Origin of the sequence: Microbacterium sp. MM2322 (genome assembly GCF_964186585.1) — a bacterium.
Taxonomy (GTDB): Bacteria; Actinomycetota; Actinomycetes; order Actinomycetales; family Microbacteriaceae; genus Microbacterium.
In genome coordinates, this window is the sequence record NZ_OZ075067.1 from 111250 (window position 1) to 133018 (window position 21769).

23 protein-coding genes are annotated in these 21769 nt (G+C 69.4%); 15 read left to right on the forward strand and 8 right to left on the reverse strand.

All coding sequences use genetic code 11. The features are described from left to right. The first annotated feature begins 100 nt into the window (after positions 1 to 100). The 5 genes from ABQ271_RS00590 (at position 101) to ABQ271_RS00610 (ending at position 5996) form a co-directional block, all read left to right on the forward strand. Complete coding sequence (locus ABQ271_RS00590; RefSeq protein WP_349309631.1) at positions 101 to 1423, forward strand: ABC transporter substrate-binding protein; 1323 nt, start codon at positions 101 to 103, stop codon at positions 1421 to 1423. A gap of 69 nt (positions 1424 to 1492) precedes the next feature. Then, complete coding sequence (locus ABQ271_RS00595) at positions 1493 to 2536, forward strand: sugar ABC transporter permease (protein ID WP_349309632.1); 1044 nt, start codon at positions 1493 to 1495, stop codon at positions 2534 to 2536. Beyond that, a complete protein-coding gene (locus ABQ271_RS00600) occupies positions 2533 to 3459 on the forward strand; it encodes a carbohydrate ABC transporter permease (RefSeq protein WP_349309633.1) in 927 nt (308 codons plus the stop codon). The genes ABQ271_RS00595 and ABQ271_RS00600 overlap by 4 nt, the downstream gene beginning before the upstream one ends. A 42-nt stretch (positions 3460 to 3501) precedes the next feature. Beyond that, positions 3502 to 4947, forward strand: a complete 1446-nt coding sequence (locus ABQ271_RS00605) for a GH1 family beta-glucosidase (RefSeq protein WP_349309634.1) — start codon at positions 3502 to 3504, stop codon at positions 4945 to 4947. 62 nt (positions 4948 to 5009) lie between these two features. Continuing rightward, positions 5010 to 5996 (forward strand): LacI family DNA-binding transcriptional regulator, encoded by a 987-nt coding sequence (locus ABQ271_RS00610; RefSeq protein WP_349309635.1) that lies wholly within the window; start codon positions 5010 to 5012, stop codon positions 5994 to 5996. A 6-nt stretch (positions 5997 to 6002) separates the two neighbouring features. Here ABQ271_RS00610 and ABQ271_RS00615 read toward each other — a convergent pair whose 3' ends face one another. From ABQ271_RS00615 to ABQ271_RS00625, 3 genes are all read right to left on the reverse strand, one after another. After that, positions 6003 to 6869 (reverse strand): VOC family protein, encoded by an 867-nt coding sequence (locus tag ABQ271_RS00615; protein WP_349309636.1) that lies wholly within the window; start codon positions 6867 to 6869, stop codon positions 6003 to 6005. Positions 6870 to 6920: 51 nt separating this feature from the next. Continuing rightward, entirely contained in the window at positions 6921 to 8279 is a 1359-nt protein-coding gene (locus ABQ271_RS00620) for a solute carrier family 23 protein (RefSeq protein ID WP_349309637.1), read from the reverse strand. Between the two features lie 79 nt (positions 8280 to 8358). Further along, positions 8359 to 9249, reverse strand: coding sequence for a phosphoribosylaminoimidazolesuccinocarboxamide synthase (locus tag ABQ271_RS00625; RefSeq protein ID WP_349309638.1), 891 nt, complete (start codon positions 9247 to 9249; stop codon positions 8359 to 8361). A 45-nt stretch (positions 9250 to 9294) separates the two neighbouring features. On the opposite strand from ABQ271_RS00625, the gene ABQ271_RS00630 reads away from it, so the two are divergent. From ABQ271_RS00630 to ABQ271_RS00640, 3 genes are read left to right on the forward strand one after another with little or no spacing between them, the layout of a single operon-like run. Beyond that, a complete protein-coding gene (locus ABQ271_RS00630; protein ID WP_349309639.1) occupies positions 9295 to 9831 on the forward strand; it encodes a hypothetical protein in 537 nt (178 codons plus the stop codon). A 50-nt stretch (positions 9832 to 9881) separates the two neighbouring features. Continuing rightward, positions 9882 to 10505 (forward strand): PadR family transcriptional regulator, encoded by a 624-nt coding sequence (locus ABQ271_RS00635; RefSeq protein ID WP_349309640.1) that lies wholly within the window; start codon positions 9882 to 9884, stop codon positions 10503 to 10505. Continuing rightward, positions 10502 to 11986: an MFS transporter gene (locus ABQ271_RS00640; RefSeq protein WP_349309641.1), complete on the forward strand. Its 1485-nt coding sequence runs from the start codon at positions 10502 to 10504 to the stop codon at positions 11984 to 11986. The genes ABQ271_RS00635 and ABQ271_RS00640 overlap by 4 nt, the downstream gene beginning before the upstream one ends. A 39-nt stretch (positions 11987 to 12025) precedes the next feature. Here the strand turns inward: ABQ271_RS00640 and purD are convergent, their stop codons facing one another. Then, on the reverse strand, positions 12026 to 13297 hold the full coding sequence (gene purD / locus ABQ271_RS00645) for a phosphoribosylamine--glycine ligase (protein ID WP_349309642.1): 1272 nt from the start codon (positions 13295 to 13297) through the stop codon (positions 12026 to 12028). Positions 13298 to 13341: 44 nt separating this feature from the next. On the opposite strand from purD, the gene ABQ271_RS00650 reads away from it, so the two are divergent. The 3 genes from ABQ271_RS00650 to ABQ271_RS00660 are packed head-to-tail and all read left to right on the forward strand — an operon-like array spanning position 13342 to position 14833. Then, positions 13342 to 13695 (forward strand): sterol carrier family protein, encoded by a 354-nt coding sequence (locus ABQ271_RS00650; RefSeq protein WP_349309643.1) that lies wholly within the window; start codon positions 13342 to 13344, stop codon positions 13693 to 13695. A 39-nt stretch (positions 13696 to 13734) separates the two neighbouring features. Beyond that, complete coding sequence (locus ABQ271_RS00655; RefSeq protein ID WP_349309644.1) at positions 13735 to 14493, forward strand: HtaA domain-containing protein; 759 nt, start codon at positions 13735 to 13737, stop codon at positions 14491 to 14493. A gap of 22 nt (positions 14494 to 14515) precedes the next feature. Further along, entirely contained in the window at positions 14516 to 14833 is a 318-nt protein-coding gene (locus ABQ271_RS00660; RefSeq protein ID WP_349309645.1) for a potassium transporter Trk, read from the forward strand. Between the two features lie 6 nt (positions 14834 to 14839). On the opposite strand, the gene ABQ271_RS00665 is transcribed toward ABQ271_RS00660, so the two are convergent. Next, positions 14840 to 15448 (reverse strand): zinc-binding alcohol dehydrogenase, encoded by a 609-nt coding sequence (locus ABQ271_RS00665; protein WP_349309646.1) that lies wholly within the window; start codon positions 15446 to 15448, stop codon positions 14840 to 14842. A gap of 79 nt (positions 15449 to 15527) precedes the next feature. Here ABQ271_RS00665 and purM point away from each other — a divergent pair, with 79 nt between their 5' ends. Genes purM through ABQ271_RS00680 form a run of 3 tightly spaced genes read left to right on the forward strand, consistent with a single transcriptional unit; the run spans position 15528 to position 19375 of the window. Further along, positions 15528 to 16646: a phosphoribosylformylglycinamidine cyclo-ligase gene (gene purM / locus ABQ271_RS00670; protein ID WP_349309647.1), complete on the forward strand. Its 1119-nt coding sequence runs from the start codon at positions 15528 to 15530 to the stop codon at positions 16644 to 16646. 9 nt (positions 16647 to 16655) lie between these two features. Next, entirely contained in the window at positions 16656 to 18119 is a 1464-nt protein-coding gene (gene purF, locus ABQ271_RS00675) for an amidophosphoribosyltransferase (RefSeq protein ID WP_349309648.1), read from the forward strand. A gap of 20 nt (positions 18120 to 18139) precedes the next feature. Continuing rightward, on the forward strand, positions 18140 to 19375 hold the full coding sequence (locus ABQ271_RS00680) for an MFS transporter (protein ID WP_349309649.1): 1236 nt from the start codon (positions 18140 to 18142) through the stop codon (positions 19373 to 19375). 15 nt (positions 19376 to 19390) lie between these two features. Here the strand turns inward: ABQ271_RS00680 and ABQ271_RS00685 are convergent, their stop codons facing one another. Continuing rightward, the gene (locus ABQ271_RS00685) at positions 19391 to 19600 is read right to left on the reverse strand and encodes a DUF3073 family protein (protein WP_036310981.1); all 210 of its coding nucleotides are present in this window, start codon (positions 19598 to 19600) and stop codon (positions 19391 to 19393) included. A gap of 147 nt (positions 19601 to 19747) precedes the next feature. On the opposite strand from ABQ271_RS00685, the gene ABQ271_RS00690 reads away from it, so the two are divergent. Continuing rightward, the gene (locus ABQ271_RS00690; protein ID WP_349309650.1) at positions 19748 to 20296 is read left to right on the forward strand and encodes a universal stress protein; all 549 of its coding nucleotides are present in this window, start codon (positions 19748 to 19750) and stop codon (positions 20294 to 20296) included. 12 nt (positions 20297 to 20308) lie between these two features. On the opposite strand, the gene ABQ271_RS00695 is transcribed toward ABQ271_RS00690, so the two are convergent. Both ABQ271_RS00695 and ABQ271_RS00700 read right to left on the reverse strand, forming a co-directional pair. After that, complete coding sequence (locus ABQ271_RS00695) at positions 20309 to 20911, reverse strand: helix-turn-helix transcriptional regulator (RefSeq protein ID WP_349309651.1); 603 nt, start codon at positions 20909 to 20911, stop codon at positions 20309 to 20311. Position 20912: 1 nt separating this feature from the next. After that, positions 20913 to 21764 (reverse strand): DUF4097 family beta strand repeat-containing protein, encoded by an 852-nt coding sequence (locus ABQ271_RS00700; RefSeq protein WP_349309652.1) that lies wholly within the window; start codon positions 21762 to 21764, stop codon positions 20913 to 20915. Positions 21765 to 21769 lie beyond the last annotated feature (5 nt).

A 21769-nucleotide genomic window follows, 5' to 3' on the forward strand; every position in this document is an offset into this window, starting at 1 on the left:
TTTGGGAGCGATCCCATAGCGTCACTGCCAACCCGATGAGAGCGCTCCCAAAGCGGAGTCACAGCACCTCGCTCTCGTCCACACCACAAAGGAGTGTCTTGTGAACTCACGCGCTTTGCGACGGGTCGGCGTGATCGCCGGCGCCGCCGCCACGTCCGCCCTCGTCCTGGCCGGCTGCTCCGGCGGCGGCACGCCCGACGCTAACGGCGGTGGCGGCGAGGACGTCACGCTGACCGTCACGACGTTCGGCACCTTCGGCTACGACGATCTCTACGAGGAGTACGAAAAGGCCAACCCGGGCGTCAAGATCGAGGCGTCCAACATCGACACCGGCGGCAACGCCCGCACCGATCTGTTCACCAAGATCGGCGCCGGATCGGGGCTCTCCGACATCGTCGCGATCGAGGAGGGGTGGCTCGGCGCGATCATGGAGGACGGCGTCTCCGATCTGTTCACCGACCTGCGCGACTTCGGCATCGAGGACCGCAAGGGTGACTGGGTCGACTGGAAGTACGACAACGCGACGGATCCCAACGGCCGTGTCATCGGCTACGGCACCGACATCGGCCCGAGCGGTATCTGCTACAACGCCCCCGCGTTCGAGGCGGCAGGGTTGCCGACGGACCGCGAAGGCGTCGCGGAGCTCCTCACCGGCGACTGGGAGAACTTCTTCACGGTCGGCCAGGAGTACACCGACAAGACCGGCAAGGGCTGGTACGACCACTCCGGCTTCGTGTGGAACGCGATGGTCAATCAGCTCGACGAGGGCTACTACACCTCCGACGGCAAGCTCAACGTCGAGGGCAACGCAGAGCTCAAGAAGCGTTTCGAGATGCTCGGCGCCGCGACCGAGGGCGGCCAGTCGGCCGCTCAGACCGCGTGGGACTGGAACGGCAACAAGTCGTTCGTCGACGGCACCTTCGCGACCTTCGTCTGCCCCGGCTGGATGCTGGGTGTCGTTCAGGAGCGTGTCGAGGGTGCGGGCGGCGACGCCTCCACCGGATGGGACTTCGCCGATGTCTTCCCCGGCGGCGCAGCGAACTGGGGCGGCGCCTGGCTGTCGATCCCGGAGACCTCGGCGCACAAGGAAGCAGCCGCGAAGCTCGCGAACTGGCTGACGCAGCCGGATCAGCAGGTGAAGCAGTCCGCCGCCGCGGGCAACTTCCCCTCGACCATCACGGCGCAGGAGAAGCTCGCGAGCGATGCGACGCCGAACGAGTTCTTCAACGACGCCCCGACGGGCGCGATCCTCGCGGAGCGCGCGAAGGGTGTCGTCGCCCAGTACAAGGGGCCGGACGACTCGGTCATCCAGGAGAACGTCTTCGGCCCGGCGCTGAACTCGCTCGACCTCGGCGAGGTCGACACGGCCGGCGCATGGGACAAGGCGATCTCGCTGCTGGGCGACCTCGTCGAGACCAACTAGCAGTCCCGCACGGGTCACCGGCATCGCCGGTGACCCGTGCACCACCCCCGGCGCACACGAGAGGACATCATGACCACCACCGCATCGCCGCCGCCCCGTGTGCGCTCCGAGACCGACACGAACGCGAAGCCGCAGGCGCCGCGCCGCACGACCCGGCAGCGGCTCTCGCTGCTCGCCTTCCGCGGCTCGCCCTACGCGTACATCGCACCGTTCTTCCTGCTGTTCGGCCTCGTCGGCCTCTTCCCCCTCATCTACACCGTGAACGTCGCGGTGCACGAGTGGGACTTGCTGAAGGGCCAAGGGGAGTTCGTCGGATTCGGAAACTTCTCCGAGATCCTCGGCGACTACATGTTCTGGAACTCGATCGGCAACACCCTGAGCATCTTCCTGCTCTCCGCCATCCCCCAGCTGGCCGTCGCTCTCCTCGTCGCCTACCTCCTCGACCGGGGTCTGCGCGCGCCGACCTTCTGGCGGATGAGCGTCCTGATCCCCTTCGTGGTCACCCCCGTCGCTACCGCGCTCATCTTCTCCAGCGTCTTCAACGAAGCCGACGGCCTCGCGAACAACCTGCTCAACCTGATCGGCATCACCGACCAGCAGTGGAAGCACGACTCGTTCTTGAGCCACCTCGCGATCGCCATCATGGTCAACTTCCGGTGGACGGGCTACAACGCCCTCATCCTCCTGGCCGCCATGCAGGCCGTGCCGCGTGACCTCTACGAGTCCGCCGCGATCGACGGCGCCGGGCCGACCCGACGGTTCTTCTCGATCACGATCCCGTCGATCCGCCCGACGCTCATCTTCGTCATCATCACCGCCACGATCGGCGGGCTGCAGATCTTCGCCGAGCCGAGGCTGTTCGATGTCTCCACGGCAGGCGGCATCGGCGGCAGCGACCGCCAGTTCCAGACGACGGTGCTGTTCCTCTGGGAGCTCGCCTTCTTCCGCCGCAACCTCGGCGAGGCGTCGGCGGTCGCGATCCTGCTGTTCGTGCTCATCGTCGGGATCGGTCTGATCAACTTCCTGGTCTCGCGTGGCATCGCCAGCGGGGACGGCCGTTCCCGCAGGGCGCGCCGCGCGCGCCGCTCCGACACCACGAAAGGCATGCGATGACCACCGCGATCCCGGAACCGCTGCCCGCACAGCAGATCGATGTCGTCGAGCCCGAGCGGCCGCGCCGCGGCGGGCCTCGCCGCTCCCGCGAGAGCGGACCGGCAGGCATCGGCAGCCGTCCCGGCTTTCTCACCTACGGTCTGCTGGCGGCGTTCGTCATCGGCAGCGTGTATCCGATGTGGTGGTCGTTCGTCGTCGCGAGCGGCACCAACGCCACGAGAGGCGAGACTCTCCCCCTCGTCCCGGGCGGCAACTTCTTCGCCAACGCGCTGAAGGTCCTCGACGCGATCCCCTTCTGGCTCGCGCTGGGCAACTCGGTGCTCATCTCCGCGATCATCACGATCTCGGTCGTGTCCTTCTCCACGCTCGCGGGCTACGCCTTCGCCAAGCTCCGCTTCGCGGGCCGCAACGGTCTGATGATCTTCGTCGTGGCCACGATGGCGATCCCCACGCAGCTCGGCATCATCCCGTTGTTCATGGTCATGCGGGAGCTGGGCTGGACCGGCACGATCGGGGCCGTGATCGTGCCGACCCTGGTCACCGCGTTCGGAGTCTTCTTCATGCGGCAGTATCTCGTCGACGTGATCCCCGATGAACTCATCGAGGCGGCACGGGTGGACGGCGCGGGTCAGTTCCGGACGTTCCTGACCGTCGGCCTGCCTGCTGCGCGGCCCGCGATGGCGATCCTCGGACTGTTCACCTTCATGACGGCGTGGACGGACTACCTTTGGCCGCTCATCGTGCTGAGCCCTCAGAACCCGACGCTGCAGACGGCGCTCAGTCAGCTGCAGTCCGGCTACTACATCGACTACTCGATCGTGCTCGCCGGCGCCGTCCTCGCCACGCTGCCTCTCCTCATCCTCTTCGTCGTGGCCGGCAAGCAGCTCATCAGCGGCATCATGGCCGGCGCGGTCAAGGGCTGACGGCGCCCCGTGAACGTCCTTTCGCAGGAGTACTCTGCCCCCGTGCCTGCTGTCGCCCCGCGCCCGTTCCCGACCGACTTCCTCTTCGGAGCGGCGACCGCCGCCTACCAGATCGAGGGCGCCGCCTTCGAGGACGGCCGGACTGCCTCGATCTGGGATGCCTTCAGCCGGGTCCCGGGCGCCGTGATCGGCGCCGACAACGGCGACGTCGCGTGCGACCACTACCACCGGTACCAGGGCGACGTCGCGCTCATGAAGGAGCTCGGCCTCGAGACCTACCGGTTCTCGACCTCGTGGTCGCGGGTCCGTCCCGACGGCGGGCCGGTCAACCCGAAGGGCATCGACTTCTACGAGCGCCTCGTCGACGAGCTCTTGGGGGTCGGCATCCGTCCGTGGCTCACGCTGTACCACTGGGACCTGCCGCAGACGCTCGAGGACCGCGGCGGGTGGACAGCGCGCGAGACGAGCGAGCGGTTCGCCGAGTACGCGTTGTCGGTGCACGATGCCCTCGGCGACCGGGTCACGGACTGGACGACCCTGAACGAGCCGTGGTGCTCGTCGTTCCTGAGCTACACCGGCGGCATTCACGCGCCGGGGCGGTTCAGCATCGGTGACGGGATGCTGGCCTCCCACCACCTGCTGCGCGGGCACGGCCTCGTGGTTGAGGAGCTCCGGCGCCGCGACCCTGCCCTGAACCTCGGGATCACCCTCAACCTCACCGTCGCCGAAGCCGCCGACCCGGCCAAGCCCGAGGACGTCGACGCCGCGCGGCGCATCGACGGCCAGTTCAACCGCTGGTTCCTCGACCCGATCTTCCGCGGGAGCTACCCCGAGGACATCGTCTCGGACATCCGCGCCGTCGACGCCGACGCGGTCGCCCGCTTCGAGGCGGCCGTGCACCCGGGCGACCTCGACACGATCTCGCAGCGACTCGACGTGCTGGGCGTGAACTACTACCACGGCGAGTTCGTCGGCGGCAGCGCCCCGGCCGACCCGCCCCTTCCCGGCGATGCGCCGACCGACCGCGTGGTGGGATCGCCCTGGCCGGCGGGCGACGGCATCCACTGGTACGAGCGCGGCCTTCCCCGGACGGCGATGCACTGGGAGGTGCAGCCCGCGGGTCTGACGGTGCTGCTCGAGCGGGTGTGGGACGAGTACGCGAAGGATGCCGGGACGGCGCTATTCGTGACCGAGAACGGCGCGGCCTTCGACGACGAGCGTGTCGTCGAAGACGGTGAGGTGCGGGTGCACGACGCGGACCGGGTCGAGTTCCTGCGCGGTCACCTGGGAGCGATCCTGGATGCCGCCGATGCCGGCGTCGACGTCAGGGGCTACTTCTACTGGTCGCTGATGGACAACTTCGAGTGGGCGTGGGGCTACGACAAGCGATTCGGGCTGATCCGCGTCGACTACGCCACGCAGGAACGGACGTTCAAGGACAGTGCCCTGGAGTATCGTCGGGTCATCGCTGCCCGAGCGATCGATTGACTGCACTCCCCGAGGTGGCCGTGTCCGAAACCCTTCAGTCCCCGGTGGCGAGCGCCTCTCCTGTGACCATCGAGGAGGTCGCCAGCGCGGCAGGGGTGTCGCGCTCCACCGTCTCACGCGTCGTCAACGGCTCGACGGCGGTGAGCCCGGCGGCCCTCGCGGCCGTTCGCCAGGCGATCGACGAGTTGAACTACGTGCCCAACCGTGCCGCGCGCTCGCTGGCCAGTCGCGCCACGATGGCGGTCGCGCTCGTGGTTCCCGAAGACACGACCCGGTTCTTCGGCGATCCGTTCTTCGCGGCGATCGTGAGCGGAATCAACAAGCGGGTCTCGAAGTCCGACTACGTCCTCAACCTGATCATCGCGAGCGACGACCCGAACGACAAGGCGACGGAATACCTCCGCAGCGGCGCCGTCGACGGTGCGATCATCGTCTCCCACCACACGAGCGACGCCTTCATCGACCGCATCGCCGCAGCGATGCCCGTCGTCTACGGCGGTCGTCCCGTCCGTCAGCGTGAGCGGGACTACTACGTCGACGTCGACAACGTCGAGGGTGGCCGGCTCGCGACGCAGCACCTACTCGACCGGGGCCGCACGCGGCTCGCGACGATCACCGGCCCCACGACCATGCCCGGCGGGATCGACCGTCTGACCGGGTTCCGCGAGGCGCTGGATGCCGCGGGCCTGTCCGCGGTCGCCGTCGAAGACGGCGACTTCACGGCCGCCGCGGGCGCTGCCGCCGTCACGCGGATCATCGAGTCGGGCGTCGAGTTCGACGGCCTCTTCGTCGCCAGTGACCTCATGGCGCGCGGAGTGCTCGTCGAGCTGACGCGTGCGGGCCTGCGCGTCCCCGAGGACGTCGCGATCGTGGGATACGACGATTCGCCCGTCGCCACCTCGGTCTCGCCGACTCTCACGACGGTGCGGCAGCCTTCCCTCGTGCAGGGGGAGGTCATGGCCGACATCCTGCTGACGCTTCTCGCGGGAGGGGCGCCCGAGCGGGAGACGCTGCTTGAGACGCAGCTCGTCGTCCGCGAATCCGCCTGAGGCCGCTTACGCCACGCTGGCGTGCAGGGTGTTGCGCCACGGATCGGTGAAGGTCGCCGTGCGCCCGTCGTCGGCGATCTGGATGCGGTGGTGTCGCAGACGCTCGCTGAGTTCGCCGAAGCTGTCCCGGTCAGGCAGTGCGAGGTCGACGCGACCGAGCCCGAGCGCGGGCATCCGCGGCCCCGCGCCGCGCGAGTTCCAGGCGTTCATCGCCATGTGGTGGTGGTACCCGCCGGCACTCACGAACAGTGCCGACCCGCCCAGCTCAGCCGTGACGTCGAACCCGAGCGCGTCGACGTAGAAGGCGCGCGCCGTGCTCACGTCTCCCACCGACAGGTGGACGTGACCGACGGATGCCGCGTCGGCGGCCGTCGACCCTGCAGCCGCGGCATCCGTCAGGTGGTCCCGGATGAAGGCGTTCGGGTCGAGGTGCAGGGTCGCCATCTCGACCTGACCATGGGTCCACGACCAGTCGCTGCGGTCACGATCCCAGTAGAGCTCGATGCCGTTGCCTTCGGGGTCGGTTGCGTAGAACGCCTGGCTGACGAGGTGGTCGGCGCTGCCGGTGAAGGTCTGGGGCGCGTGCTGGGCGAGGGAGAACAGCGCGGCGGCCAGCGCGGTCTGCGACTCGAAGAGGATCGCGGTGTGGAACAGTCCCGCAGCGCCTGCGGGCGCGTGGCGTAGCCCTGGCTCGTGGCGGAGGATGACGATCGGGCGCCCGGCGCGGCCGAGCGTCACGGTGTCCCCTTCGGCGGTGAGGACCTGCAGGGTGACGACGTCGCGGTAGTAGCGGGTCATGCCGTCGAGATCGCCCACGAGAAGCGTCACGGCGCCCATCGAGGTGGCGGCGGCGAGGCGGTCCGAGGCAGGCATATTCACATGAATAGGTAACGCCGCGGCATCCCGTTCATTCCCGCTCGAGGCTTAGTCCGGGTCGCCGCCGAGCTGACCGATCGGGACGATCGGGCCGCCGTCATCCGCGCCCGTCTTGCGTGCCCGGGCGATGGCGTTGCCGGCGTGGTAGATCACGAGGGCCGCCACGGTGCCGAGGACGATGCCGCCGAACTGCAGCTGCCCCAGGTTCATCGTGAAGTTCGCGATCGCGATGACGAAGGCGACGGCGACCGTGTACTGGTTGACCGGGCGCGAGAAGTCGACCTGGTTGTCGACCCAGATCTTGATGCCGATCACGCCGATGAGGCCGTAGAGCGCGGTCGTCACGCCGCCGATGACGCCGTTCGGGATCGTGAACAGCACCGCGCCGACGACCGGCGAGAACGACAGCAGCACCGCGATGATGCCCGCGACCCAGTACGCCGCCGTCGAGTAGATGCGAGTCGCCGCCATGACGCCGATGTTCTCGCCGTAGGTGGTCGTGCCCGAGCCGCCGAACGCGCCCGCGAGCGTCGTCGCGAGGCCGTCGGCGAGGAGCGCGCGCCCCGTGCGTTTATTGACCGTGGGGTCGCCGGTCATCGTCGCGACGCCGCGGACGTGGCCGACGTTCTCGGCGACCAGGACGAGGACGACGGGTAGGAACATCGGCAGCAGCCCCCACGCCACCGGGTCGCCGAACGAGGGCAGGTGGAAGGTCGGGAGACCGATCCACTGGCCGTTCTCGATCAGCGCGGTCACGCCCGAGAAGTCGACGCGCCCCATGATCAGGGCGGCGATGTACCCGACGACGACGCCCAGGAAGATCGAGACCCGGCCGAGGATGCCGCGGAACAGCACCGCGAAGAGGATGCAGGCGACCAGGGTGATCGTCGCCAGCACGCCATCGGTCTTGAAGTTGTTCCACGCTGCGGGAGCCAGGTTCAGGCCGATCAGCGCGACGATCGCACCCGAGACGACGGGTGGCATGAGCTTCTCGAGCCAGCGCGTTCCCGTCGCCTGCACGAGGAAGCCGATGCCGGCGAGCAGGATGCCGGCGACGAACACGCCGACGAGCGCCTGGCCGATCTGCTCGGGGCTGTCGAGCGGCTTGCCCTGACCAGGGCCGAAGGCGGTGATCGGCGCGATGAACGCGAACGACGACCCGAGGTAGCTGGGCAGCTTGTTGCGCGTGAGGATCAGGAACAGGAGCGTCCCGAGGCCGGAGAAGAGGAGCGTCGTGCTGACGGGGAAGCCGGTCAGCAGCGGCACGAGGAATGTCGCGCCGAACATCGCGACGACGTGCTGGGCGCCGATCGCGATCGTGCTGCCCCAACCGAGGCGTTCACCGGGCGTGACGACGGCGCCGGGGGCGACGCGGCGGCCGTCGCCGTGAAGGGTCCAGATGGGCATGCGCGTGCTCCTCAGATGGTCGGGGGATGCCTGGGGTCAGGCTACCTGGGAGTCGGCTGAGCGCGCGGCAGTCGCCGCATCACGCAGCGGCGAGTCGGTCCAGGAGCTCTCGGTACTTCGCGGCGGTCTGCTCGACGACGTCGGCCGGGACGGTGGGCGGCTCGCCGTGCCGGTTCCAGTTCGCGGCGAGCCAGTCGCGGACGATCTGCTTGTCGAAGCTCGCCATCCGTTCGTTCGGGGTCGCGCCGGTGCGCCATGCCTCGGCATCCCAGTACCGCGACGAGTCGCTCGTGAGCACCTCGTCGCCGAGGGTCAGGATGCCGTCGGCATCGAGGCCGAACTCGAACTTCGTGTCGGCGAGGATCAGTCCCTTCGCCTCGGCGAGGGCGGCAGCGCGGCGGTAGATCTCGAGGGACGCGTCGCGCAGGTCGGCGGCGTGCGCCTCACCGACGAGCTCGACGGTGCGCTCGAACGAGATGTTCTCGTCGTGCTCGCCGAGCGGCGCCTTGTACGCGGGGGTGAAGATCGGCTCCGGCAGGCGGTCGCCGTTGGCGAGGCCGGCGGGAAGGGGGATGCCGCACACGGTGCCGTCAGCCTGGTACTCGGCCCAGCCCGATCCGGTCAGGTAGCCGCGGACGACGCACTCGATCGGCTGCATCTCGAGCTCCCTGACGACCATCGCGCGGCCGGCGACCTCGGCGGGAGGCTCGATGCCGTCGACGAGGTGGTTCGGGATCGGGCGCCCCCCGTCGCCGCCGGCGAGCTGCGCGAACCACCACAGGCTCAAGCGCGTGAGGAGCTCGCCCTTGCCCGGGATGCCCGGGTCGAGCACGTGGTCGAAGGCGCTGACGCGGTCGCTGGCGACCACCAGCATCCGTCCTTCGTCACCGTCTGCGGGGCGGTAGAGGTCCCGGACCTTGCCCGAGTACACGTGGGTCCATCCGGGCAGGGAGGTCGCGGCATCCGTCACCTGGCCATTATCGCGGGCGCGGCGCCCCCTGCGTACCCTGGCGTGATGCGCCGACCACTCCTCGCCCTGACCGCCCTCGCGCTGTCGCTCGGATTGAGCAGCTGCGTCTCGACGACCGGCGTGGATGCCGTGTCGCCGTCGCCGAGTCCGTCGGAGGCGGCGACGTCCACTCCGTCTCCGCCCTCATCCCCGTCTCCCGAGGCCGAGGAGTCGCCGGACCCTTCGTACGGGATTCCCGTCGAGAGCCCGCTCGAAGCGAGCCGCCTCGTGTTCACCGGCGATGCGGTCGGCGTCGTGCCCGAGACCGCACTGAACGTCGCGGCGAGTGCCGTGCAGGGCCAGGAATACACGCTCGAGTTCGACTGCATCCCCCGTGACGCGACCATCACCCTCTCGCTCCGTCCTGCGACGGGCGAGAATGACCCGCCTGCGACGATCTCGGGGCCTACCACGGTGACGCAGGGCTGCGCGGCTCCGGGACGAGTCTCGGGCATCACCGTCAGCCGGATGGTGGGTGTCCAGATCTCGGTCATCGCCGACGGCGTCGATCGGGCCTGGGCCGTCTTCCGCGCGACCGAGTGACGGCTGCGACCCGTATAGTCCATATGGACTAATCGACGGGAGGGAGCCCCATGGCGGATGCCGTCGCACGGCTCACCCCGACCGCGATCATGCTCCTCGCGCTCCTGCGCGAGGACGACATGCACGCCTACGAGATGGTGCGCCTGCTCCGTGAGCGTCGCGCCGACCGGATGATCGCCCTCACTCACGGGACGATCTATCACACGGTCGCGCGCCTCGAACGGCAGGGCCACATCGCCGAGGTGGGCAGCGACCGAGCCGGCAACCGTCCCGAGCGGACGACGTACGCGTTGACGGATGCCGGTGACGCCGCCCTCCTCGACTGGATCCGACGCGAGCTCGTCTCGATCGACGACCCCGAGCGCTTCCGGATCGCGCTCACCGAGGCGCACAACCTCGCGAGGGACGAGATGATCGCGCTGTTCGCGCAGCGGCGTGAGCTGCTCGCGGCATCCCTCGACGCGCACCGCGGTGCCCGCGACCATGCGATCTCCCACGGATCGCATCCGCAGTTCCTCATCGAAGTCCACCGGCAGGCAGCCTTGCTCGCCGCGGACATCGCCTGGCTCGACGAAGCGGTCGAGTTCATCCGTCGTCCCGACACCGTCTGGGGTGTCGTCGACATCCCCGTCACCGACCGCTATCTGGCACAGAGAGAAGCCGCACGCGCATGAGCGAGAGCACAACCACCGTCCGCACCCCGGGCGCGTCCCCCATCCCCACGAATCCGTGGCCCGCCCTGTGGGCGCTCGTCCTCGGCTTCTTCATGATCCTCGTCGACACCACGATCGTCTCGGTGGCGAACCCCGCCATCAAGGCCGCACTCGACCCGTCCACGAGCAACCTCGACAACGTCGTGTGGGTCACGTCGGCCTACCTGCTGACCTACGCGGTGCCGCTCCTCGTGACCGGCCGCCTCGGTGACCGCTTCGGGCCGAAGAACATCTACCTCATCGGGCTCGCGATCTTCACGGTCGCGTCGGTGGCCTGCGGACTCTCGGGCTCGCTCGAGGTGCTCATCGCGGCGCGTGCCGCGCAGGGCCTGGGCGCGGCGCTCATGACTCCGCAGACGATGGCCGTCATCACCCGCACCTTCCCCGCCGAGCGGCGCGGTGCGGCGATGGGCCTCTGGGGTGCGACCGCCGGTGTCGCCACGCTCGTCGGACCCCTCGCGGGCGGCCTCCTCGTCGACGGCTTCGGCTGGGAGTGGATCTTCTTCGTGAACATCCCCGTCGGGATCATCGCCTTCGTGCTCGCGTGGCGTCTCGTCCCGCAGCTGCCGACCAACCCGCACCGCTTCGACGTCCTGGGCGTCGTGCTGAGCGCCGTCGCACTCTTCCTCATCGTCTTCGGCCTGCAGGAGGGCGACCACTTCGACTGGGCGCCGTGGGTGTGGGGCATGATCGCTGCCGGTGTCGCGGTGCTCGGCGTCTTCATCTGGACGCAGGCGCGCACGAAGAGCGAGCCGCTCGTGCCGCTCGATCTGTTCCGCGACCGCAACTTCGCGATCTCCAACCTGGTGATCGCCGCGGTCGGTTTCACCGTCACGAGCATGGCGCTGCCGATGGCGTTCTTCACGCAGCTCGCCCGTGGCCTCACCCCGACCGAGTCGGCGCTCCTCCTCATCCCGATGGCGGTGCTGTCGGGCGTTCTCGCGCCGTTCGCGGGCCGCTTCCTTGACCGCGTCGACCCGCGGGTGCTGCTGGTTCCCGGCCTGTCGCTCATGGTGGTCGGACTCGTCGGCTACGTCCTCCTGATGAACACGGAGGCTCCGATCCTGCTGCTGCTCATCCCCTCGGCGATCATCGGTGTCGCGAACGCCGGCATGTGGGGACCGCTCGCGACGACGGCGACCAGGAACCTCCCGCCGCAGCAGGCGGGTGCCGGCTCGGGCATCTACAACACGACCCGCACCATCGGGTCGGTCATCGGTTCCGCGGCGATCGCCGGCGTCATGCAGTCCCGTCTCGAGGCGAACCTGCCGGGCGCGGGAGACGCCGCCGGGAGCGACTTCGGGGGAGGGATGCCGGCGGCCGTCGCCGAGGGCTTCTCTACCGCCATGGGCCAGTCCATGCTGGTGCCAGCCGCCGTCATCGCACTGGGCGTCGTGATGGTGCTGTTCCTGCGGCGCCCCGCACACCTCGCGAAGCGCTGAGTTCTCAGCCTGCGGACTTCAGCCCGCGGCGCGGAGCCTTCAGCCCGCAGCGCTGAGCGCGATGTCGCGCCGGTAGTGCGCGCCCTCGAGCGAGATCTGCTCGAGGGCCGCGTACGCCCGGTCGCGGGCCTCGGCGAGGTCGCCGCCGACGGCCACGACGTTCAGCACACGTCCGCCCGTCGCGATGAGGTCGCCGTTCGAGTGCGCCGTCGCCGCGTGGGCGAGGTGCACGCCGTCGACGGATGCCGCGGCATCCGTTCCCGTGAGGGGGCGACCGGTGACCGGCTTCTCGGGGTATCCCTCGCTCGCCAGCACGACGGTGACGGCGGCGTCGGGGGCGAACTCGAGTGCCGGCTCCGACTCGAGCGTCCCGCTCGCCGAAGCGAGCAGGAGGCGCGACAGCGGCGTACGCAGTCGCGGCAGGACGACCTGCGTCTCGGGGTCGCCGAAGCGCGCGTTGAACTCGATCACCTTGACGCCCGCGTCGGTGAGGATGAGGCCCGCGTAGAGCAGACCGATGAACGGGGTGCCCTCGGCATCCAGTTGACGGATCACCGGCTCGGCGACCTCGGCGGTCACCTGCGCGACGAAGGCCTCCTCGCTGCCGAAGCGCTCGGCGAGCCAGGGGAGCGGGGAGTAGGCGCCCATGCCTCCGGTGTTGGGTCCCTCGTCGCCGTCCAGTGCCCGCTTGAAGTCCTGGGCGGGGCTGAGCGCGCGGACGGTATCGCCGTCGCTGAGGAAGAAGAGCGACACTTCGGGGCCGGCGAGGAACTCCTCGACGAGGACGGGACCGTTCGGCAGGTAGGTGTCGGCGTGGGCGAGGGCGGCATCGCGGTCGGAGGTGACGATGACGCCCTTGCCGGCCGCCAGGCCGTCGGCCTTCACGACGTAGGGGGCGCCGAACTCGTCGATCGCGGCGGCCACCTCGTCGCGGGTCTGCGCGCGGGCGGCACGTCCCGTGGGGACACCGGCGGCATCCATGATCCGCTTCGCGAACGCCTTCGACCCCTCCATCTGCGCCGCGGCCTTGCCGGGACCGAACACGGGGATGCCGCGCTCACGCAGGGCATCGGCGACGCCCGCGACGAGAGGCGCTTCGGGTCCGACGACGACGAGGTCGATGTTCTCCTCGTTCGCGTACTGGGTGACGGCGGCGGGGTCGTTCTGGTCGAGGTCCGCCACGAGGGTCGCGTCCGCGGCGATGCCGGCGTTGCCGGGAGCCGCGAAGATCTCGTGCCCGGCGCCTTCGGCGACCAGAGCGAGGATGATGGCGTGCTCGCGCGCGCCCGAGCCGAGGACCAGGATCTTCACCCCGTCAGACTACCGACCGGCGCTCGCGCGTTACGGTGGCATCCATGCCCCGCACCATCAGCACCGGCGACGGTCGCGACGCCCTCGCCGCCGTCGCTGCCGGCTCGCCCGCCCGCGCCGAGCTGGCCACCGCGGTGCGCTACCTGCTGCAGCTGCTGGTCGAGAAGGCTCCGGGCAACTCGGTCGAGGTGCGCGTTCCCCCCTTCGGCGCCGTCCAGGTGGTCGAGGGGCCGCGCCACACGCGGGGCACTCCTCCCAACGTCATCGAGACGGATGCCGCGACCTGGATCGCGCTCGCCACGGGACAGACCGCCTGGGCCGACGCCGTCACCGCCGGGCTCGTGCGGGCCTCGGGCGTGCGCGCCGATCTCCACGGTCTCCTTCCGCTCCGCCCCTGAGCCCCCCCGACGGTACGATCGCCTGCGGAGAGGAACGGCATGCACGCACGGCACCTCGAGGTGGATGCTCGTTTCCCGATCCTCGCGATCGCACTCGCCGTGGCGCTGCTGCCGATCATCGGAGCGGCGGCACCGGCCCACGCCGCGGCACGCAGCTGCATCGTCTCCGAGGCGAAGGCCGTGTGGGATGCCGGTGCGTCCGATGTCGAGGCCGGTGGCGCAGTCGCCGCGGCCGACGGCATCCTCACCTTCACCGGCGGGACGGGTGTGCTCGAACCGGTCGGCCCGACCGGCAGCGTCAGCTTCGACGGCACCCTCGTCTACACGAGCGCGGCCGGCGTCACGACGACGCTCTCCGCCCCCACGATCGTGATCGACGGCACGAAGGGCACGCTCCTCTTCGACGTCCAGCCGGAGGGCACCGAGCTCGTCCCGCAGGCACCGCTGGCCGATGTCGATCTCGGTGCCGCGGCCGTCTCCGAGTCCGGCGACACACTCAACCTCGACGGCGTGGGAGCCGCCACCGACCCGACCGGCGAGGGACGCGACGTCCTCTGGTCCGGCACGCTCAGCGGCCTCGACCTCACCATCGCGGCCGACTGCGCCACCCCCGAGGCTTCGGCCGACGCCGCTGCCGCAGAGAAGGATGCCGAGGGCACCGGCATCCTCGTCCCGGTCGTCGTCGTGGGCGTCGCCGCCCTCTTCGCCGCACTGCTCGCAGTCGGGTCGGTCCAGCGGCGCAAGCGCAACAGCGCCCGCACGGCGCAGCCGGAACAGGTCCACGACCCGCTCCCGTGAGGCGGGGGTGGACAATGGAGTCATGGCCGAGCATTCCGAAACGCACGTCGAGTCCGCGGAGCTGCGGCGGAGCCCCCGGTTCGCGGCGTTCTTCGCGGCAGGGGCTGCTCTCGGCATCATCGTCGCGCTGATTCTGACGTACGCGTTCGGCGACGGTCAGATCAGCGAGAGCACGGGAGCGCGCTATTCGCAGAGCCAGGTGTTCGGCTTCCTCCTGCTTGGCTGCGTGCCCGCCGGGGTCGCGATCGGCGGCGTCGTCGCTCTCCTCTTCGACCGTGTGCTGGGACGCCGGCAGCGGACGGTGCGGATCGAGCGGGAGCGCGTCGAAACCGACGACTGACAGCGGTCAGGCGAGTTCGGCGATGATCGGCTGGATCGCCGGGTCGAATGCGGCCACATCGCCGCGGAGGCCGTCGGTGACAGCGATCGTCAGCGATCCGATCCACCAGACCCCTCGCTGCGTCAGCGGAAGCACCTGCACGTTGAGCTCGAACGAGTGGGCCCGGCGTCCGACGCGTCGCTCGTGCTCGGCGATCGCACTGGCATACGCGCGGTAGCTGCTGGCCGATCCCGATCGCGCCTGCTGGGCGTAACGATCGCTCGCCCAGCGGGCGAAGGCCACTGCGTCGGCGGCCAGCGGCGCCATCGCGGCCCGCAGCTCGTCGAACCCGTCGACGGGGAGCACAGCTAGCGTCTCGAATCCATCGACCAGGTCGAGGGGAACGGGGGAGGGGTGAGCCTGCGGCTCGACCGCCATCGCCCAGTACGCCAGCCATTGCCGCTCCAGGAGGCGCGCATCGTCGTCGTCCTCGGGCTGGGCGGCCGGAGCACCCCGCAGGTGCGGCACCTCTTCGGGGGCACGGATGCCGAGGGCCTGACGCACGAACAGCGCGACGAGCACCGTCGCGCTCGCGTCCTCTCGCACGACCCACTCGGGCCGCTCAGCCCCACTCATGCGGACATCCTATGGCTCGGCTGTGCCGGGCGTCCCGCGACGCGAGTGGCAGATGGCGGGGCCCGGCGGCCGGTAGGCTGTGCGGGTGGCCTCCACCCCCACCAATCCCTATTCCGCTGCCGGCGTCGACACCGCGGCGGGAGACCTCGCCGTCGAGTTGATGAAATCGGCCGTCCGTCGCACCCAGGGCCCTGAGGTCCTCGGTGGTGTGGGCGGCTTCGCCGGCCTCTTCGATGCATCCGCTCTGCTCGGCTACGCCAAGCCGCTGCTCGCGACCTCGACCGACGGTGTCGGCACGAAGGTCGCGATCGCCCAGGCGATCGACAAGCACGACACGATCGGCCAGGACCTCGTCGGCATGGTCGTCGACGACATCGTCGTGGTCGGCGCCAAGCCGCTGTTCATGACGGACTACATCGCTACGGGCAAGGTCTTCCCCGAGCGCATCGCCGACATCGTGCGCGGCATCGCCGACGGCTGCACGGCCACGGGCACCGCGCTCGTCGGCGGCGAGACCGCCGAGCACCCCGGCCTGCTGGGCATCAACGACTACGACGTCGCGGGCGCGGCGACGGGTGTCGTCGAAGCGGATGCCGTCCTCGGCGCCGACCGCGTGCGCTCGGGCGACGTCGTGCTGGCGCTCGCATCGAGCGGACCGCACTCCAACGGCTACTCCCTCATCCGCCACATCATCGCGAACGCCGGCATCGGCTACGGCGACAACGCCGCCGACTTCGGCCGCACCTGGGGTGAGGAACTCCTCGAGCCCACGCGCCTCTACACGTCGCCGCTGCTCCGCGCGATCGACGCGCACCCCGGTGCCGTCCACTCGCTCAGCCACGTCACGGGCGGGGGCATCGCGGCGAACCTCGCGCGGGTCCTGCCCGTCGGCACATGGGTCGACGTCGACCGCTCCACCTGGTCCCCGTCCCCCGTGTTCCGCGTCCTCGCCGACATCGGCGGGCTGTCGCTCGAGCAGACCGAAGGCACCTGGAACCTCGGCGTCGGCTTCCTCGCGGTCGTCTCAGCCGAGGCCGCCGAGGCCGCGGCATCCACCCTCTCCGCCGAGGGCATCCACACCTGGCAGGTCGGGACGGTGTCGGACACGACGCTTCCGGCCGGCGACTACGAGCAGGGCGCGAAGGGCGTCGACGGTGGCGCAGTGCGCCTCGTCGGCTCCTACGCAGAAACGGACTGAGCTACACCAATGTGCGGAATCGTCGGCGTCGTCGCGCAAGGGCCCGCCAACCAAGAGGTCTACGACGCCCTGCTGCTGCTGCAGCACCGCGGGCAGGACTCGACCGGCATCGCCACGGCGGAATCGAGCGGGATCTTCCACATCGCGAAGAACCGCGGCATGGTGCGTGAGGCGTTCCGCACCCGCGACATGCGCGCGCTGCTCGGCACGATCGGCCTCGGACACGTGCGGTACGCGACCAAGGGCACGGCATCCAACGAAGAAGAGGCGCAGCCCTTCTACGTCAACGCTCCGTACGGCATCGTCCTCGTGCACAACGGCAACCTCACGAACACGCGCGAGCTGACGGAAGAGCTCTTCCGCACCGACCGTCGCCACCTCAACACGAGCTCCGACACCGAGCTGCTCGTCAACGTCCTCGCGAACGAGCTGCAGCAGGTCATCTCGGGGCTCGAGCTCGACCACGAGCAGATCTTCGAGGCCGTCACCCGCGTGCACCAGCGTGTCGAGGGCTCGTACGCCGCCATCGCGCTGATCGCCGGCTACGGCCTGCTCGCCTTCCGCGATCCCTTCGGCATCCGCCCGCTCATCCTCGGCACCCGCAAGGCCGCGAACGGTCACTACGAGTGGACCGTGGCCTCCGAGTCGCTCGTCCTCGAGAACGGCGGCTTCGAGGTCGTCCGCGACGTCGAGCCCGGCGAGGCGATCTTCATCGACCTCGAGGGCAACCTCTTCACGCAGCAGGTGGCGCCGAACCCGAAGCTCATCCCCTGCTCGTTCGAGTACGTCTACCTCGCCCGCCCCGACTCGGTCATGAACGGCATCTCGGTCTACGAGGCGCGCCTGCGGATGGGCGAGCGTCTCGCCGACACGATCGCGAAGTACACGCCCGAGGGGTCGATCGACGTCGTCATGCCGATCCCGGATTCGTCCCGTCCCGCCGCGATGCAGGTCGCGCGCAAGCTCGGCATCGAGTACCGCGAGGGGTTTTACAAGAACCGCTACATCGGCCGGACGTTCATCATGCCGGGCCAGGCGATCCGCAAGAAGAGCGTGCGACAGAAGCTCAACGCGATGTCGACCGAGTTCAAGGGCAAGAACGTCCTCCTCATCGACGACTCGATCGTCCGCGGGACGACGTCGCGCGAGATCATCCAGATGGCACGGGATGCCGGGGCCAAGTCGGTCACGTTCGCGTCCGCTGCGCCCCCCATCCGCTTCCCCCACGTGTACGGCATCAACATGCCGTCCCGTCACGAGCTCGTCGCGTACAACCGGACCATCCCCGAGATCGCAGAAGAGCTCGGCTGCGATTACCTGGTCTACCAGGAGATCGAAGACCTGAAGGCGGCCATCCTCGAGGGCGCTCCCGACGTCGAAGACCTCGACATGAGCTGCTTCGACGGTCGGTACGTCACCGGCACCGTGAGCGACGAATACCTCGCCTGGGTCGAAGGCACCCAGGAGTCCTGACCCGGCCTAGGGTGGATCGGGTGACGTCTTCCGATCCCCGCGCCCGGCGACGGGGTCGGATCCTCGCCCTCGTCGGCATCGTCCTTCTCGCGTTCTCGCTGAGGTCCGCGGTCGCCTCGCTGTCGCCGCTCTTCGACGCGATCGGTGAGGAGTTCACCCTTCCCGCAGCGGTCCTCGGTCTCATCGGGACCGTTCCGCCGCTGTGCTTCGCGGTGTTCGGCCTCCTCGCCTCCGGGTTCGAGCGCCGATTCGGCCTCGAACGCACGGCGCTCGTCGCGCTCGGGGCTGTGGGTGTCGGGCTCATCGCGCGTGCCGCAGCGACGGATGCCTACGGGCTGCTCCTCGGTTCGGCCGTCATCTTCGCCGGCGTCGGAGTCGGCAACGTGCTCCTGCCGGCGCTCGTGAAGAAGTACTTCCCCGACCGCATCGGCCTTCTCACGACCGTCTACTCGACGATGATGGCGATCTCGACGTTCACGCCTCCGCTGGTTGCGGTCCCCATCGCGGATGCCGCGGGGTGGCGCATCTCGCTCGGGCTCTGGTCCGTCTTCGCATTGGCCGGTCTCGCGCCCTGGATCGTGCTCGCGGTCCGCGCCCGGCGAGCGGCTGCCGCCGCCGACGTCGACCTCGAACCGGTCAGCACCCGCGTGTTCGCTCGCCTGTGGCGCCTCCCGACGGCGTGGGCGCTCGCCGTCACCTTCTTCGCCTCGAGCGCCGTCGCGTACACGTCGTTCGCGTGGTTGCCGAAGATCCTCGTCGACACGGCGGGCGTCACGCCCCAGGTCGCCGGCATCCTGCTGTCGCTGTTCGCGCTCATCGGCCTGCCGGCCTCGCTCGTGGTGCCGGCTCTCGTGGCGCGGCGCGGCATCGTCCTGCCGCTGTTCGTCATCGCGTCGGTCGCGGGAGTGTTCGGCGCGGGCGGTCTGTTGCTGGCCCCGGCATCCGCTCCGTGGCTCTGGGTGTCACTGCTCGGCACACTGCCGCTGCTGTTCCCGCTCGTGCTGACCTCGGTGGGTCTTCGCACGCGAACGCATGACGCGACGGTCGCCCTCAGCTCGTTCGCGCAGAGCCTCGGCTATGGCGCGACGATGTTCGTCCCGCTGAGCGTGGGTCTGCTGCACGACGCGAGCGGGTCGTGGACGGGACCGCTCATCATCCTCGTCGTGATCTCGCTGCTGGCGCTCCCGGCTGGCGTCGTGATCGCGCGACGGAAGACGGTCGAACAGGAGTGGGAGCAACGCCACGGCCCGTGGTGAGTACGACCGGGGAGGTCAGGCCTTCTCGAGTGACGGAGAGGGGGATTCGGACTCGTCGTCCTCGTCGTCCTCATCCGTGTACTGGTCGGCCCACTTGTCCTCGTACTGCTCGTCACCAGGCGCGCCGAGCTCACGCTCGAGCGCGTTGATGTTCAAGCTGTAGGTGTCGTACTTCAGCTCACGGGCGATTTTGGTGTTCTTCGCCTTTTGACGGCCACGCCCCATGCGTAACCCCCTCATTTCACGAGTGCGGGCTTGGTCCGGCAGCCCGACGCAGTCACAGTCCGGCAGTGGCCGGGAAGAGTAGCATTCAGGCTACCACGGTGCGTTCCCGTCGCCCTCGCGGGCGGCGACCAGGAAAGGTGAGACGACATGTCCGATGCCGTATCGCAGCCGACTGTCCGCCGTCCGCATCGCCCCGTCATCGTGGGGATCGTGCCCGGACAGCCCGCTCGCGTGCTCCGCGAAGCGTCGCACTACGCCCGGTTGCACGGCGCATCTCTGCTCGTCGCTCACGTCGACGTCACCCGGTTCGTCTCCTATGAAGACCCCGACGGCTACGTCCACACGGCGCCCATCAACCTCGACGCGATCCCCGGTGAAGCTCTCGAGGCACAGCTGCGCGACGAGGCATCCCGTTCGCTGTCGGGTGTCGACGTCGCGTGGCAGCTCGAGATGCTCGCGGGCGATCCGGCGCTCGCGATGAAGGATCTCGCCGAGCGGACTGATGCCCGACTGATCGTGGTCGGAACCCGCAAGCGGGGGATCGGCGACTCGATCCGCGAGTTCTTCACCGGATCGGTCGCCGCGCGGCTCGCCCACAGGCAACCGCGGCCGATCCTCGTCGTCCCGACCGGCGAGCCGGTGAAGGACGACGAGGACCCGTGGCGCGAGCGGCGGTCATGGCCCGAGGAGCTCTGACCCGGGGCTTGATCACGGCCGCGTCGCGCGCCGCACAGCTTCGGCCGCGTCGTCGAGCGCTGTCTTCAGCTCATCGATGACAGATGCCGCCAGCTCGCCGCCGTGTGCGACGTGGCTCCGGAGGTCGGCGCGCACCTCGGTGCGGAACTCGCTCAGTAGCTCGTCCGCTCGACGGACCTGTTCGCGGGCGGACGCACGCGCGTCGGGTGCGGAGGGTTCCGTCGGACGGGAGGGAGCGCGGGATGCCGCGGCGAGGTCTGCCTGCAGACTGCGCATGGCCTCGCGGACGCCCGCGCGCACCTCGTCGGCGATCAGACGCACACTGTCGGCGAGGCCGGCTTCGATTCCGGCGAGGTCACCGGAGCGCGACGACACCTCGGCGCGACCGGCATCCGTGATCTCGTAGACGGTCTTGCGTCCGTCGACGGTCTTGGTGACGAGGCCTTCTTCTTCAAGCTTCGACAGGCGGGGATAGACGGTGCCGGCGCTCGGGGTGTACGTGCCGCCGGTGCGGTCCGACAGCGCCTGCATCAGGTCATAGCCGTGACGCGGCGCCTCGTCGAGAAGGCTCAGGAGGTAGAGGCGCAGATCGCCGTGCGAGAAGACGGGGGGCATCTCAGTACTCCTCTGCGACGGGCGCATCGTCCGAGATCGCGGCCGTCACGCGGCGGATGACGGTGACGTCGCCCGAGACGGTGTTGGCGCGCACGTCGGCGAAGGATCCACTCAGCTCGCCCGCGGTCCCGGAGTAGTTCGACCCGATCCCGCTCTGCGAACGGTCGATGCCGTCGACCCGGAGCTTGCCGCTCACGGTGCGGAGGGAGTACTTGGCGGGGACAGCCTCATCGAGTCGGACGGTGGCGGCACCGCCGACGGTGTTGAAGGAGATGTTCTGCGTGGGTCCCGTCGAATCGATGAGCACGGCGCCGCTGACGGTGTCGGCGTAGGCGGTGCGGATCGTGCCGACGGCTGTGATGGCGCCCGACACGGCGTTGGCGTTGATGGTCCCGGTGAGTCCACGCATCTGCACGTCGCCAGAGACCGAGTTGGCAGTCACGTCGCCCGTGAGGCCGTCGACGATGATGTCGCCCGACACCGTGTTGAGCTTCGCATCGGCCACGAGACCGGCCACGAGAGCACTGGCGCTCACGACGCCGAGCGTGAGAGCGACGTCGCGGGGGACGGCGATGCTGATCTCGGCCTGCGGTCCGCCGCTGCCGAAGTTGCGGAACGACGCGAGGAAGTTGTCCCAGCGAAGCTGTGCGTGATCGATCTCGATCGCACCGTCCTGCGCTTCGATGCGGAGTTCCTTCTGTGTCACCGAGTGGACCTCGATGCGAACGCCCGGCTCGTCGTGGGCGACGACGTCGATCTGACCACCGACCATTCCCACTTTGAGGCGGCGGATGCCGTCGAGATCGATGACGCGGGCCTCCCCGGGCTGAACCAACCACTTTTCGAGAGTCATGTTGT